Origin of the sequence: Streptococcus vestibularis ATCC 49124, assembly GCF_000188295.1 — a bacterium.
Classification (GTDB): domain Bacteria; phylum Bacillota; class Bacilli; order Lactobacillales; family Streptococcaceae; genus Streptococcus; species Streptococcus vestibularis.
This window is the reverse complement of record NZ_GL831112.1, coordinates 1,438,364-1,454,796: the sequence shown is the minus strand read 5'-3', so window position 1 is coordinate 1,454,796 and position 16,433 is coordinate 1,438,364. Positions and strand designations below refer to the sequence as shown.

Sequence of the window (16,433 nt, the reverse complement as noted above, 5' to 3'; positions counted from 1 at the left end):
TCGGTCATTACTGTAGATAACTTGCTGGTCAGGCAGGACCTCCAGCGGATCCTCGTCGAAATGAATTCCAGAGCTTTCCTGACGAAAACGGACTTGTGGATATCCCTCTAAATCCTTGAGATTTAGAGATTTTTTCTTGGCTAAGGGATGTTGACGTCCCAAGAAAATCTTGGTTTCAAAGTCTCCAAGTGGGGTGAAAGTCAAATCCATGTGTTTGAAACTGCGCTCTAGGATGTGGACATTGTCTTCATCAAGGTAAATAATCCCCAAGTCACTTTCGAAACTCTCTACGCTCTTGAGAATCTTTCTAGTTGTTGTTTCAATTAATTGAAATTCTTGATAATCACTACGAAAGCGTTTGGCAATATGAGCCATAGGAAGTGACAAAAAATCATAGTGGTGACTGGCAATAGTGAACGATTTCTTAAAGGACTTGCGATAGCGTCCTTCTAGTAGATCCAGCTCTCCAAGGATACGTTTGGCGTATTTGAGAAAATCATGGCCATCATCAGTCAGTTTGGCTCCCGTATTGGAGCGCTCAAAGAGTAGAACTCCCAGTTCTTCCTCTAAATCACGAATGGATGCTGAAAGATTGGGTTGTGTCAAAAAGAGCTTCTTAGCAGCCTTACTAAATGAGCCTGTTTCAGAGATAGTCTGAACATAGCGACATTGTTGAAAATTCATAAGCATCCCCTTTTTAAAATATGATTGTGACCTATATTATAACAAAATGAGAAGTCTAATATCAGTAAAATCCTGATAGGAATAGATGAAGATCTGATATGAAATTTTTATAAAGTCAGGTCTTATAGGAGTACTGATGGAATGCTGTATAAAGTGTCAGTTGCTAAGACGTCTAATGGCTTCCAATTTTTTAGGTCGAATGAGGAAGAGTACTATGGTAATCAGTAGTAACCAGAGAATGAAATACCAGATACTTGTAGCTGGAGTAGCCTGTGTCGCTTGTGACAGAAGAAAACTAGTAAAAATAACCCAAAAGTGCAGAACAATAGTCCATCAGAGGCTGCCAGTACGTAGATGAATAGTGGCAAAGAATATACCGATAGCCGAGGTATAGTAAACTTGAACCAAAGTTGCTTCTAAAGGTTGGTGGGTGAGATTTTCTAGATGAGCCAATCAAAAAAATAAGGATGATAAGAAGACGCCTTCTAAGACATGTTTTGAAGATCTAACACCATTTTGGAAGGCGAGTTTACGGAATAGTCCACAGAGACTACTTTTTTAAATGGAGAGGGAAAGAAAATAAAGCAGTCCTGTAAATAGATCTATCAGAAGGTGGACTAACCTTTTTTGATAGGTGGTATGTTTTGAGAGTGGCTATTTTAGCTGCTACTCTTCTAGAAAATAGTATTTTGTACGCAGTGTGACGTTTTGCACAAAAAGCGAGAGTGAAAGCTTTATTAGATTAACTGACTATTAATCTCGGGATACTTTGAATCTAGAGACCATTTTGGATCAACACGGTTTTGTATTTGTTGGTATTGAACTGTACCTAGGGAAATGGTGGTTCAATGTTAGTAAATAAGGATTTTGGATGGTAATTATCCAAATCTAAAAATTGTTTTATCTTGTTATTGACTAAAGGAAGTAAGTCCTTGATGAGAGTTAGGAACTAGAGGGTAAGAAACATATTGGGATGGTGTTTCAGAGACGGAATTTGACTAGGTGTTTGTGAGAGCATCTGTCTATGCTACATTGACTATTTTCAATGGTTGTATGGGATAGAGACTGTTTTTGGCTTTTAATTTCAGGGTGGATTGGGGGATTTTTCCTGAGAAATCGAGATTGTTGAAAAGAGATCAAAGGATTGAGCGTCACTTGGATCCCAAGGTAAGCAATACACCTATAAACCTAAGTTTCCATACAGCAGGGAGCAAGTTTCAGTTTAAATGGGGGAAGAATCTAGAGTAATCTAGATGTTTTTTATTTTGTGAATTCTTTTACGAATAAGTAAGAGAGTACACGAAGGAGAGAGTCATGTTAATTGCAAAAAATACGGAAGGAAAATTGGTTTCAGCTCTAGAAACCAGTTTGCAACGTAAAGAACCCTATAGCTGTCCTGGTTGCCAGGGAGTTGTCCTATTGAGGCATGGCCAGGTAATGTGTCCACATTTTGCTCACAAGTCTTTGCAAGATTGTCAGTTCTTCTCAGAGAATGAATCGGCCCAACATTTATCCCTTAAGGCAGCCTTATATAAATCTTTGGTTAATCATGGTGAAAAAGTAAGTATTGAAAAGGTTTTGTTCGAGATGGGGCAAATTGCAGATTTATTTGTTGGAGATTCCTTAGCCTTGGAAGTTCAGTGTTCTCGGTTATCCCAGCAACGTTTGAGAGAAAGGACATGTGCCTATCACCAAGCAGGTTACGAAGTGCGTTGGCTTTTGGGTGAGGAACTCTGGTTGAATGGTCGTTTAACAGACTTACAGCGGGACTTTCTCTATTTTACGGCTAAGATAGGATTTCACCTGTGGGAGCTTGATTGGAAGCGAGAGGAAATTAGACTTAAGTATCTCATCTATGAGGATATTTTTGGGAAAGTCTATTATTTAACTAAGGCCTGGCCGTTAACCGAAAATCTCATGACAGTTCTACGTTTTCCTTATCAAGTAGAGAAGGGTGAGACCTATAAAGTTACTCAGCGAAAGAAGGTCTCACATGTGATTCAACGAGAATTAATGGGGAAAAATCCAAGGTGGCTGAGAAGGCAGGAAGAAGCCTATCTTAAGGGAATGAATTTGTTATGTCTATCTGATCAGGATTTTTTTCCACAAGTGAGATTTCCTGAATCTAAGCAAGGATTTGTCCAAATTAGATTATCTATTGATGATTTTAAAAAGCTTTTCATGCAATATTATCGAAAAAGACATTTTTCTTACAAGCAAACCCTCTACCCTCCCACCTTTTATGCTAAAATAGTAAAGAATAGACACAATTAAGGAGAATATTATGTCAGACAATCGTACTCATTTAGACGAGAAATACACATGGGATTTGACGACCATTTTTGCGACAGATGCAGATTGGGAAACTGAATATGAAAGCACTGTTCAGGATTTGAAGAAGGTTAGTGCTTATGCAGGTCATCTCTTGGATTCTGCTAAGAACTTGCTTGAGGCAACAGAACTTTATATGAGCCTTATGCGTCGTTTGGAGAAAATATACGTTTATGCGTCAATGAAAAATGACCAAGATACAACGGTAGGTCTTTACCAAGAATACCAAGCCAAAGCCTCAAACCTTTACTCACAGTTGAGTGGAGCCTTTGCTTACTTTGAGCCTGAATTTATGGCCTTGGATGCTAAGAAATTAGCTGAATTTAAAGAACAAGAGCCAGGTCTTGGGCTTTATGACCACTATTTCGAACGTCTTTTGGCAAACAAGGACCACGTTCTTTCTCAAGAAGCAGAAGAACTCTTGGCAGCAGCTGGTGATATTTTCAATGGTCCAACGGATACCTTCAACGTCTTGGATAATGCTGATATCCTCTTCCCATGGGTATCGGATGGTCAAGGGGATGTGATTGAGTTGACACATGGTAATTTTATCACCCTCATGGAATCTAAGGACCGTGACATTCGTAAGGGAGCTTATGAAGCGATGTACGGTACTTACGAGCAGTTCCAACATACCTATGCACAAACACTCCAAGGTGTTGTTAAGGTTCACAATTACCAAGCCAAAGTTCGTCACTATAATTCGGCACGTCATGCAGCACTTGCGGCTAACTTTATTCCAGAAAGTGTTTATGACTCTCTCTTGGAATCAGTGAACAAGCATTTGCCACTTTTGCACCGTTACCTTGATTTGCGTAAGAAGGTCTTGGGGCTTGACGAGCTTAAGATGTATGACGTTTATACACCACTTTCTGAGACTGAAACTGCTCTTACTTATGAAGAATCCCTCAAGAAAGCAGAAGAAGTCTTGGCAATCTTTGGTGAAGAGTATAGTAAAGGGGTTCATGCAGCCTTTACGGAACGTTGGATTGACGTTCACCCTAACAAAGGAAAACGTTCAGGGGCCTACTCAGGTGGTGCCTATGATACCAATGCTTTCATGCTTTTGAACTGGCAAGACACTTTGGACAATCTCTTTACCTTGGTTCACGAGACTGGCCACAGTTTGCATTCAACTTTTACACGTCAGACTCAACCATATGTTTACGGAGATTACCCAATTTTCTTGGCGGAAATTGCGTCTACAACCAATGAGAATATCTTGACGGAAACGCTTCTTAAAGAAGTTAAAGATGACAAGACACGTTTTGCTATTCTTAATCACTATTTGGATGGTTTCAAGGGAACTGTCTTCCGTCAAACACAATTTGCTGAGTTTGAACATGCTATTCATGAAGCAGATGCATCTGGTCAAATCTTGACAGCAGAATTCATGAATAAGATTTATGCAGACCTCAATGAGAAATACTACAACCTTAAAGCTGAAGATAACTACGAAATTCAGTTTGAGTGGGAACGTATTCCGCATTTCTACATGAATTACTATGTCTACCAATACGCTACAGGGTTTGCAGCAGCAAGCTACTTGGCTGAAAAAATTGTTCACGGTACTGAGGAGGATAAAGAAGCTTACCTTACTTACCTTAAGGCGGGAAGCTCAGATTATCCTTTGGAAGTTATCAAGAAAGCTGGTGTTGATATGACCAATACCGACTACTTGGATGCTGCCTTCAAAGTTTTTGAAGACCGTCTCGTTGAATTGGAAACCTTGGTTGAAAAAGGTGTTCACCTTTCTTAAAAAAGTCATTATACTATATGAGAGAATCATTCTGGATAAGAGTGGTTCTTTTTACATCTAAAAAAACGAACGTTTACAGTGTTAAAGCTATAATTGATACGGAAAATTACCGATGAGCATATTTTTAGCTCATGGTTTATATTTGTGATAGACTAAAAACCTAACGTTTTATGTTTTATAAGTGAACAATGTTCAGAAATAGAAAGTAGGTTTTTGTGAAAACAACCAATCGTTATCTTGTAGCAACGTGTGGTGTCTTACTCCATCTTATGTTGGGGTCTACCTATGCTTGGAGTATCTATCGTAATCCTATTATGGTCCAGACTGGCTGGGATCAATCTTCAGTTTCTTTTGCCTTTTCATTGGCCATCTTTTGTCTTGGTCTTTCTGCAGCCTTCATGGGACGCTTGGTTGAAAAATTTGGTCCTAGAGTGACTGGAAGTATGTCGGCTGTTCTCTATGCCGGAGGTAACATTCTAACAGGAGTTGCCATTGCTCAGGGAGAGCTGTGGATACTTTATCTTGGTTACGGTATTCTTGGTGGTCTAGGACTGGGTGTGGGGTATATTACGCCTGTTTCAACCATCATTAAGTGGTTTCCTGATAAGCGTGGCCTTGCGACTGGCCTTGCCATTATGGGCTTTGGCTTTGCCTCGCTCTTGACTAGTCCAATTGCCCAATATCTGATTCAGGCACGTGGTGTTGAGCAGACCTTTTATATCTTGGGAGTCGTTTATTTTGTTGTTATGCTTTTTGTTTCACAATTTATTAAACGACCAAGTGTAGAGGAAGCACAACTGTTGGCTGACAAGAGTCCAAACCGTCAGGCTGCTGATTTGAGCAAAGAGGTTACGGCTAATGAAGCTCTGAAATCGTCAACTTTCTACTGGTTATGGCTTATCTTGTTTATCAATATTTCATGCGGCTTAGCCCTTGTCTCTGCTATTTCTCCAATGGCTCAAGATATGGTTGGGATGTCAGCGGAATCAGCAGCAGTTGTTGTCGGTGTTATGGGAATCTTTAATGGTTTTGGTCGCCTTCTGTGGGCAGGCTTGTCGGATTATATTGGGCGTCCGAAGACCTTTATCCTCCTCTTTGTGGTTAATATCGTTATGGCCATCCTCCTAATTGTCCTGCAAGTTCCACTTGTCTTTGTGGTTGCGATGGCTGTTCTGATGACTTGCTACGGGGCAGGTTTCTCTTTGATTCCACCATACCTTAGCGATATCTTTGGGGCAAAGGAATTGGCTACCCTTCATGGTTATATTCTGACTGCCTGGGCTATGGCAGCCTTGGTGGGACCAATGCTCCTGTCGGTAACCTATGAATTGACAAAATCTTACCAGATGACCTTGCTTGTTTTCATTGCTCTTTACGTGGTAGCTTTAGTTATTGCTTACCTCTTGAAAAAGAAGGTTATTCGTCAAAGTAGTCTAATGATGAGGATTTGAGTCATAGATAAGAAAAATCTCTAGCACTTGCTAGGGATTTTTTATATAATAAAACACATGGTTAAATCATATAGTAAAAACGCAAATCACAACATGCGTCGCCCAGTAGTAAACAAGGATATCGTGGATTACATGCGAACGCATCTTCAGGAAAATAAAGGGCATTTGGCTGAGCTGGAGGCCTTTGCTCGTAAGGAAAATATTCCAATTATTCAGCACGAAGTTGTTGCTTATTTCCGATTTTTGTTACAGACCTTACAGCCTAAGAAAATCCTTGAGGTAGGAACGGCTATTGGTTTTTCAGCTCTTCTTATGGCTGAGTACGCCCCTGATGCTCAGATTACGACGGTTGATCGTAATGAAGAAATGATTGGCTTTGCCAAGGAAAATCTAGCCAAGTGTGACAGTCGCAAACAAATTACCTTGGTGGAAGGAGATGCTGCTGAGGTATTGCAAGACTTAGACACAGATTATGATTTTGTCTTTATGGACTCAGCCAAGTCTAAATATATCGTCTTTCTACCTGAAATCTTAAAACGTCTTAAGGTTGGTGGGGTCATCGTCTTTGATGATATTTTCCAAGGGGGGGATATTGCCAAAGACATCATGGAGGTTCGTCGTGGTCAGCGGACGATCTATCGTGGCTTGCATCGCCTTTTTGATGCGACCTTAGATAACCCGGGTTTGACTGCTAGTTTGGTACCTATGAGTGACGGGCTTCTTATGCTTCGGAAAAATTCTGAAAATATTATCTTGCCAGATTAAGCATTATTTAAGTAAGTGTGGTATAATAACAAAGATATTGACAATTTAAGGAGTAGATAGAATGGCTAAAGAAAATGAAAATCTTGAGTCGACAGAAGAAACTGTTGAAGAGGTTGTAGCAGACAAAGACGCAGAACAAGAGCATCTTGATCGCCAAAAAGAAGAAGAGGAAAGCATCGCCCTCGCTAGTGAAAAAGCGAAAGAAAAAGCTAAACGTGCTAAAACGAAAAAGACACGTGATGCTGGTAAACCAAGTTCAGGTGGCCGTTTCCTCGGAGGTCTTGCCCTTGTAGCTGTTTCAGCCCTTGTTGGTGCTGGTGCTATGTATGTTTCTCTGGGGAACAAAACGACTGAAGAAACAACCTTGGTATCTATGAAAGGTGATACTGTTACTGTTGGGGATGTCTTTGATTCACTTAAAGGTAGCAACCAAACACAACAAAGTGTTTTGAGTGCAACGTTGCAAAAGGCTCTTGAAAAAGAATACGGTAGCAAGGTCAGCAAAGAAGATGTTGACAAAGCCTATAAAAAATCTTTAGAACAATACGGAGACCAATTCTCACAAGTGCTTGCAGCCTATGGTCAAACAGAAGAGTCATACCGCACTCAAATCCGCACACAAAAATTGGTTGAGTACGCTGTTAACCAAGCCGCACAAAAAGATTTGACGGAAGCAAATTACAAGGCTGCCTATGATAACTACACACCAAATACAGAGGTGCAAGTAGTTTCAACTACTGATAAAGCAGTGGCAGATAAAGTAGACTCTGAAGCTAAAGCAGAAGGAGCAGACTTCTCACAAGTTGCTAAAGATAACAGCTTGGAAGTGACTTCTAAGACAGTTAACTCAGCTTCTCAAGACTTCCCAACAGATGTTTTGACAGCGGCCTTCAAACAAGATGCTAATGCCGTTTCTGACGTAGTGACTGTTTCAAACAGCTCAACTGGTGCTGCAACTTACTATATCGTCAAAACTGTTTCAAAATCTGAGAAAAATGCAGATTGGAAAAACTATAAGGATGATTTGACTAAGGTTATCATCAATGGTAAGAAAGCTGATACTAACTTCACTAACTCAGTAATTGCCAAGGTTCTTAAAAAATACAATGTTAAGGTTGTAGATAAAGCCTTTAGTGCAATTCTTGACCAGTATGCGACTGGTTCTGGAGCTTCATCAAGTTCAACATCAAGCTCTAGCAAATAAATCATAAGATAAAGTTGATAATGTTGTTATCAACTTGACCTAAGACCTAAAACACGTTAAAATGGAAAGTAACAAAGAGTTTTAATGTTAGGAAACTCTGAGTCTGCCCTTTGAGAAAGGTAATCATTGCTTCGGATACAGAAAAATGGCGGTTGCTGCGAGCCATGGACGGATGGGATTACTTGCTACTCAAAGTTTACAATTTAAGAAAAATAAGAATGACAAGGTCATTGAATGAAGGTGGTACCGCGGTTCACGTCGCCCTTCGTTTAGTGGTCTTGTCTTTTATTCTTTTAGTATTTTCTAAATGGTATAAATTAAGAAATAATTAGGGAGAAACAATGAAACAACTTACTTCAGCACAAATTCGTCAAATGTGGCTTGATTTCTGGAAATCAAAAGGTCACGCTGTTGAACCATCAGCTAACTTGGTTCCGGTTAACGATCCAACTCTTCTTTGGATTAACTCAGGGGTTGCCACTTTGAAAAAATATTTTGATGGCTCTGTGATTCCTGAAAATCCACGTATTACTAACTCACAAAAGGCTATCCGTACTAACGATATCGAAAACGTTGGTAAGACAGCTCGTCACCACACAATGTTTGAAATGCTTGGTAACTTCTCAGTTGGTGACTACTTCCGTGATGAAGCTATCGAATGGGGTTATGAGCTTTTGACAAGCCCAGAGTGGTTTGATTTTCCAAAAGACAAGCTTTACATGACTTACTATCCAGATGATAAAGATTCATACAACCGTTGGATTGCCTGCGGCGTTGAACCAAGTCATTTGATTCCAATTGAAGATAACTTCTGGGAAATCGGTGCTGGACCTTCAGGACCAGATACTGAAATCTTCTTTGACCGTGGCGAAGACTTTGACCCGGACAATATTGGTATTCGCTTGCTTGAAGAGGATATTGAAAACGACCGTTACATTGAAATTTGGAACATCGTTTTGTCACAATTCAATGCAGATCCAGCTGTTCCACGTTCAGAATACAAAGAACTTCCTAATAAAAACATTGATACGGGCGCAGGTCTTGAACGTCTTGTAGCCGTAATGCAAGGGGCTAAAACAAACTTTGAAACAGACCTCTTCATGCCTATCATTCGTGAAATCGAAAAAATGTCTGGTAAAACTTATGATCCAGATGGTGACACAATGAGCTTCAAGGTCATCGCTGACCACATTCGTTCATTGGCATTTGCCATCGGTGATGGTGCCCTTCCAGGTAATGAAGGTCGTGGTTATGTCCTTCGTCGTCTTCTCCGTCGTGCCGTAATGCACGGCCGTCGTCTCGGCATTTCTGATGCTTTCTTGTACAAACTTGTTCCAACTGTTGGTCAAATCATGGAAAGCTATTACCCAGAAGTTCTTGAGAAGAAAGACTTTATCGAAAAAATTGTTAAACGTGAAGAAGAAACCTTTGCACGTACCATCGATGCAGGTTCAAGTATGCTTGACGAGCTTCTTGCTAACCTTAAGAAATCTGGTAAAGGTACGCTTGAAGGTAAAGATATCTTTAAACTTTACGATACTTATGGATTCCCAGTGGAATTGACAGAAGAGTTGGCTGAGGATGAAGGCTTCAAGATTGACCATGAAGGTTTCAAAGCTGCCATGAAAGAACAACAAGAACGTGCGCGTGCTAGCGTGGTTAAAGGTGGTTCTATGGGTATGCAAAATGAAACCCTCGCCAACATCACTGAACCATCTGAGTTCTTGTATGAAGCGGAAACTGCTGAAAGCCATTTGAGCGTGATCGTTGCTGATGATGCTCGTCATGATAGTGTTAACTCTGGTCAAGCACTCCTTGTCTTTGAACAAACACCATTCTACGCTGAAATGGGTGGACAAGTAGCAGACCACGGTACTATCTCAGATGCAGCTGGTACAGTCGTTGCGCGTGTTGTTGACGTTCAACGTGCACCAAATGGACAAGCCCTTCACACTGTTGAAGTTGAAGGTGAACTTGTTGTAGGTGCTAACTACAAACTTGAAATTGACCACACACGTCGTCACCGTGTGATGAAAAACCACACAGCGACTCACCTCTTGCATGCTGCTCTTCATAATATCGTTGGTGATCACGCAGTTCAAGCCGGTTCTCTTAATGAACAAGAATTCTTGCGTTTCGACTTCACTCACTTTGAGGCTGTAACTCCAGAAGAATTGCGTGCTATCGAAGAACAAGTCAACGAAGAAATCTGGAAAGCAACTCCAGTAACAACTATTGAAACAGACATTGACACTGCTAAATCAATGGGAGCTATGGCCCTCTTCGGTGAAAAATATGGTAAGAATGTTCGTGTTGTTTCAATCGGTGATTACTCTGTTGAGCTTTGTGGTGGTACACACGTTGCCAACACTGCTGAAATCGGTATGTTCAAGATTGTCAAAGAAGAAGGTATCGGTTCAGGAACACGTCGTATCTTGGCAGTGACATCACGTGAAGCTTACCTTGCTTACCGTGAAGAAGAAGATGCCCTCAAAGCAATCGCAGCAACACTTAAGGCACCACAATTGAAAGAAGTACCTAACAAGGTTGCTAGTCTTCAAGAGCAGTTGCATGCCCTTCAAAAAGAAAATGCTGCACTTAAAGAAAAAGCAGCAGCAGCAGCAGCTGGTGATGTCTTCAAAGACGTTAAAGAAGCTAACGGTGTTCGTTATATTGCTAGCCAAGTGGAAGTTTCTGATGCAGGTGCCCTTCGTACCTTTGCTGACCAATGGAAACAAGCAGACTACTCTGACGTCCTTGTCCTTGCAGCTCACATTGGTGAAAAAGTTAATGTCCTTGTAGCAAGCAAATCTAAGGGTGTTCACGCAGGTAATGTTATCAAGGTCCTTGCACCAATCGTATCAGGTCGTGGTGGTGGTAAACCAGATATGGCCATGGCCGGTGGTAGCGATGCTAACGGTATCCAAGATCTTCTCTCAGCGGTAGCAGAACAGTTTTAAGAAGTGATACAATAAAAGAAACTTAAAAAGGTAGGATGAAAATCCTATCTTTTTTCTTAAAAAAATTAGTAATAATATTGAAATAATTGTAAAAAATATTTCAAAGGGGTATAATAAAAGTGTGAAAACGGTTCCTATTTTTTATCAAACAGCCTAGAAAGTGAGAGTGATCAAAATGAGAAAGGCATATGTTTTTAAGGAACGTCAACGTTACTCAATACGTAAATATTCTTTTGGAGCTGCATCAGTCTTGATTGGTGCTAGCTTGATGCTTGGTGGACATGCTTTGGCTCAGGAACAAGCCAATAGCGTAAATTCCAACAAGGATAATGAAGTTATTGTAAATAATTCTGAAGCACTTCAAGTTGACCAGGCAACTCCAGAAGCTGTTACCGATGTCCTCAATCAACCAGCTTCAAGATCTGAAGCGCCGAGACCTAAGCTTGCTAACAGTGAAGTTGCTTCTTCTGAAACTAGTAGTATAGTGGCTAGCGAGGCTGCTTCTTTGGAAGTACCGGCAGAGGTTGCCCATTCTGCATCTGTTGTTGCTACTGTTTCTAGATCAGAAGTGGCTAGTCCACGTTCTGAAGTGTCATTAGTAGCTAGCTCTGAAGCAGCAAGTGAGACTGACCGTTCAGCGACTTCAGAAGTTGCTGAAGCTAGACCTACTGACCGTGAAGCTGTCGATACTAGTCTTCGGACTGTCTTAACTAATGCTAGTCAGCCTGGTGTAGATGGTCCAGTGACTGCTGATGGTTCTCTTGATATCCCATCAAACGGTACTTTCTATTTCCGTCGCACAACTGAAATTCGTACAGCGCCTATCATGGATATCAAACCTACTTTTGTCTTTAGTGCAGGCGACCATGTTATCTATGACAAGGTCTTGAAGAGGGATAGCCACCAATGGATTTCTTACATTGGTTACGACTCTGAACGCTACTACGCTGATATCGCAACTTTGAAGGCTGAAAGCACTAGTAGCACCACTGAAGTGACTAGAGATGAAACCATCCCTGAACGTGGTACTTATTATTTCACTAAGCCTGCAGATGTGAAGAATCAACCTAGCTTTACTGCCAAGACTGAGTTTAATTTTGATCCTGGTATGTCAGTCAACTACGATAGATCTTTGCTTGCTGACAACCACCGTTGGATTTCTTATGTGTCATACAATGGTACTCGTCGTTATGTCGACCTAGGTATTGTCGCAGAGTCTCTGGCTAAACCAACAGGAAATATCGCTATTGAAAGCCATGATAATGGTGGCTTTAGCGTGGTTATCAGTAATGTAGCAGATCAAAACGGTGTCCTCGGAGTGTCTGTTCCAATCTGGTCTGAAAAGAATGGGCAAGATGACATTATCTGGTACAATGCGACTCGTCTTAACAATGGTAACTACAAGGTTAATGTCAGTCTAAGTGACCACAAGAATGAACGTGGTCTCTACAATGTTCATCTTTACTATGTTGAAACTAATGGTAAATTAGTTGGTGTAAGTGGCACAACTTACACAGTTCCTGCCAAGGTTGAAGGAACTCATACAACTGCTAGCTATAGCCTTCCTGACTCAGGAACTTATACCTTCAAAGAACGCTCTAGCATTAAGGCAGAACCTCGTGTGGCAAGTCCAGAGTTGGCCTACTATGATACTGGCATGTCAGTCAACTACGACAAGATTGTCAGTGGTGATGGTTATCAATGGCTTTCTTACCTCAGCTACAGTGGCAACCGCCGTTATGTAGCTGTGGCTAAACTTGCTCAACAAGAAAGCAAACCAAGTGGTACTATCAATATTGAAAATCTCTCTAACCTCGGTTTCGACGTTCATATTACTAATGTTTCTAGTGGGGACAAAGCTATTCAAGGTGTAAGTGTTCCGGTTTGGACAGCTAAGAACGGCCAAGATGATCTTGTATGGTACCAAGCTGACAGACAAAGTGATGGTAGCTACAAGGTTCGCATCAATGTTACTGACCATAAGGCTGAAGCAGGCGAATACATTGTCCATCTCTACTATGTTCAAGATGGTAAGATGGTAGGCATTGGAGGCACTAGCACAACTGTTCCAGTACAAAGTGCAACCCGCCATAACCTTCCAGCTTCAGGTTCATATACCTTTACCGCTCGAACTGGCATTAAGACTCAACCTTTGTTAGCTAACCCAGATGTTAGCTACTACGATGCTGGTATGTCAGTCAACTATGACAAGGTTGTCAATAATGACGGCTATACATGGCTTTCTTATCTCAGCTATTCAGGACATCGTTTCTATGTGGCTATCGCACCAACGAGTGTGACTAAACCCGTAGAACAACCAGTCCAACCAAACACATCTTCATCTGGTACCTATACTTTTAAAGAACGTTCTAGTATTAAAGCAGAACCAAGTATGGCAAGTCCAGAGTTGGCCTACTATGATGCTGGTATGTCTGTTAACTATGACAAATTGGTGACTGCAGATGGTCATACATGGCTCTCTTATGTCAGCTATGGGGGGAATCGCCGTTACATTGCTATTGATGGTAAGGTAACAGCAGTTGCTCAACCAGCAAGCCCAAGCCTAGCGGCAACTGGCACCTATACCTTTACAAAACCTAGCTCTATTAAGGCTCAACCAAGTGTTGCTAGCCCAGAGTTAGCCTACTATGATAAAGGCATGTCCGTTCGCTATGACAAGGTCCTAACAGCTGATGGTCACACCTGGTTGTCTTATGTAACTTATAGTGGTGCGAGACGCTATGTGGACATTTCTTAAGATTCGTAACATCACTCTCTTTTGAGGGTGGTGTTTGCACTTTAGCAATTGAATCAATATACTATTGAATATATTTTGAAAATATTTGCCGTAAATTAGAGAAAGTTGTAGAATCAAGATGAAAGTATAGGATTCGTTCTATAAGTAGCTAATTCATCTATGACTTCAATGAAAAATTTAGTTGTTTTTGTGTTATAATAATCGAGTAAATTATCAGAAAAGGAACATCACTCATGAAAATTACAAGTAAACTTATTGGTTTAGTATTAGCTCTTATCGTAGTTATCCTTGCTGTCTTTTTGGTGACTAAATTCAACAGCCATGAATCAGCTCGTGTTAGCACAAGTAGCAGTCCAGTCAAAACGGTTAAGAAGTCATCTTCAAGCTCAAGTAAATCTACTAAGAGCGATAAGAAAAATTCAAACCCGCATGTAAAAAATGAAGACACAGAAGATGCAACCATTGCGGTTAGTGGGTCTTCTGTTGCCAAAGACTCTGCAACTAAAGACACTGATGAAACAGTCTTATCTTCAGGAGGAGTTTCTGAGACTACAAAAGAAAAAACAGGAGAAGAAACACAGGCTTCTTCATCGATTAATGGGAAGCAACTAAGTTCAGGTGACTTTAGTTCAATCGCTGGTACTTGGACCAACTCTCGAGGAGAATTTGTCACAATTTCACCAGATGGTACAGTACAAAATGGGCGTGGTTATACTTATCATCTCTATTCTGGACGTTTAAATAATGGAAATTTTTCAGGAACAATTGCTTCTGATGGTGATAGCGCAGCTTTTTGGGCTATTCCTGGAACTGGTAATGGTGATTTAGACCATCTTGTTATTGGTCAAAGTGATGATGCAGAAAATTATCCATTTTATCGTAATTGACATGAAAAAAGATTGCTATTTATTTAGTAATCTTTTTACTTTTGCTTTTATTGGAAAAACAACGAAAATGTAAGTATATGTTGGTCATTTTTTCGATTATGACGAAAATCGGATCGTTTATGATTTAAGTGGGAACAAGTCAAAAAATTTGGTATACTAGTGGACAAGTGAGAAATATTTAGTAACATTTTGTAAAATACTTGTAACATTTGTCGCTTAGTGTTACAATCAATCTGTAACATCAATTCGATAAAGAGGATAATTGATATGAAACGAGAAAAATTTTTACACGAACAACAACGTTTTTCCATTCGTAAATATTCATTTGGGGCTGCGTCAGTTCTTTTAGGAGCTAGTTTGGTCTTTGCGGGCCAAGCTTTGGCTGACGAACACCACGAAGTAGCAACAACCTCAGATGCCACTTTGCGTGCGACTTCAGATAGTGATGCTGTGATAGCAGCTGATATTTTCAGTGGTGTAGCAACAGATGGGGTAGTGTCAAGTGAGAAAGTTAGCCAAGTCTCAACAATTAGCCAAACCACTAGTGAAACTGCTACTAGCGAGGCTACAAGTGAAGTGAGTGCTGGTATCTCACAGGCAGCAGATAAAACATCTGAATCAACAGTTGCCAGCTTAGAAGCAGCAAGTGGTACAAATACTTCATCTGAAACAGCCACTAACTTTGATGTATCTGCCTTAATGAGAGCAGCTGTCAATACTAGTTTGGTGAGCCAACCGGATACAACTACAGCAAGCGATCTTCCAAGCCAAGGAACTTATGTCTACAAGGAACGTACAGAGATCAAGAATCAACCCAAGGTGTCTGCCAAGGCTGAATTTTATGTAAATCCAGGGGATAGCGTCTTTTACGATCAAGTTGTGACAGCTGATGGCTACCAATGGATTAGCTACAAATCATACTCTGGTGTGCGTCGTTATGCGCCAGTGAAACCAGTGGCAGCTGGTAGTGGTAACGGTAATAGTGGTAACGGTAATAGTGGTAATGGGGATGGTAAACCTTCTAATGGCGCTCAAGCTACAACAGGTGCTCTGGATATCCCAGCGACAGGAACTTTCTACTTTACACGTAACACAGATATTAAGAAAGAACCAAAAGCAGACCTCAAACCCACTTTTGTTTTCGGTAAGGGTGACCATGTCATCTATGATAAAGTTTTGACAGCTGATAATCACCAATGGATTTCTTACCTTGGTTATGACTATGTTCGCTACTATGCAGATATTGCGACTTTGACACCTGCCAAAGCTGAAACACCAACTGTTAAACCAACAGAGACTAATCAAGCAAAACCAGAAACTACTGGTGCTGAAAAGCTTCCAGCAAGTGGTACTTATAATGTGACACGTAGCTTGAATGTTAAAAATGAACCTAAGGCTTCTGCAGAAACACTTTATACCTTGGAAAAAGGCTACAAAGTGAACTATGACAAGGTCTTGACTGCGGATAACCACCAATGGATTTCTTACATTAGTTATAGTGGTACACGTCGTTATGTGGATATTGCGACCTTGAAAACTACTGAGTCTAAGCCACAAGAAAACCGTGTTTCTGGTAACCTTACTATCAACAATCAAACGTCTAATGGTTTTGATGTAGTCGTAACCAATGTTTT

10 protein-coding genes are annotated in these 16,433 nt (G+C 40.6%); 9 read left to right on the top strand and 1 reads right to left on the bottom strand.

Features of this window, described 5'->3' with window-relative positions:
• Window positions 1–684: LysR family transcriptional regulator (locus HMPREF9425_RS06995; protein ID WP_037621563.1), on the bottom strand; the 684-nt coding region annotated here is incomplete at its 3' end.
• A gap of 1,314 nt (window positions 685–1,998) precedes the next feature.
• Here HMPREF9425_RS06995 and HMPREF9425_RS06985 point away from each other — a divergent pair.
• The 9 genes from HMPREF9425_RS06985 to HMPREF9425_RS06945 all read left to right on the top strand — a co-directional run.
• Window positions 1,999–2,958, top strand: coding sequence for a competence protein CoiA (locus tag HMPREF9425_RS06985; RefSeq protein WP_003097764.1), 960 nt, complete (start codon window positions 1,999–2,001; stop codon window positions 2,956–2,958).
• A 10-nt stretch (window positions 2,959–2,968) separates the two neighbouring features.
• On the top strand, window positions 2,969–4,774 hold the full coding sequence (pepF, locus tag HMPREF9425_RS06980; RefSeq protein ID WP_003097758.1) for an oligoendopeptidase F: 1,806 nt from the start codon (window positions 2,969–2,971) through the stop codon (window positions 4,772–4,774).
• Between the two features lie 215 nt (window positions 4,775–4,989).
• Window positions 4,990–6,225, top strand: a complete 1,236-nt coding sequence (locus tag HMPREF9425_RS06975; protein WP_037621559.1) for an L-lactate MFS transporter — start codon at window positions 4,990–4,992, stop codon at window positions 6,223–6,225.
• 57 nt (window positions 6,226–6,282) lie between these two features.
• Complete coding sequence (locus HMPREF9425_RS06970) at window positions 6,283–6,990, top strand: O-methyltransferase (protein ID WP_003097755.1); 708 nt, start codon at window positions 6,283–6,285, stop codon at window positions 6,988–6,990.
• A 61-nt stretch (window positions 6,991–7,051) separates the two neighbouring features.
• Window positions 7,052–8,194, top strand: a complete 1,143-nt coding sequence (locus HMPREF9425_RS06965) for a peptidyl-prolyl cis-trans isomerase (RefSeq protein WP_003095651.1) — start codon at window positions 7,052–7,054, stop codon at window positions 8,192–8,194.
• Window positions 8,195–8,535: 341 nt separating this feature from the next.
• Window positions 8,536–11,154 (top strand): alanine--tRNA ligase, encoded by a 2,619-nt coding sequence (gene alaS / locus HMPREF9425_RS06960; protein WP_003097753.1) that lies wholly within the window; start codon window positions 8,536–8,538, stop codon window positions 11,152–11,154.
• Window positions 11,155–11,329: 175 nt separating this feature from the next.
• A complete protein-coding gene (locus tag HMPREF9425_RS06955; protein ID WP_003097752.1) occupies window positions 11,330–13,912 on the top strand; it encodes an SH3 domain-containing protein in 2,583 nt (860 codons plus the stop codon).
• A 233-nt stretch (window positions 13,913–14,145) separates the two neighbouring features.
• Window positions 14,146–14,799 (top strand): DUF6287 domain-containing protein, encoded by a 654-nt coding sequence (locus HMPREF9425_RS06950; protein ID WP_003097751.1) that lies wholly within the window; start codon window positions 14,146–14,148, stop codon window positions 14,797–14,799.
• A gap of 267 nt (window positions 14,800–15,066) precedes the next feature.
• The coding region (locus HMPREF9425_RS06945) for an SH3 domain-containing protein (protein ID WP_003097750.1) at window positions 15,067–16,433 on the top strand (1,367 nt) is incomplete at its 3' end.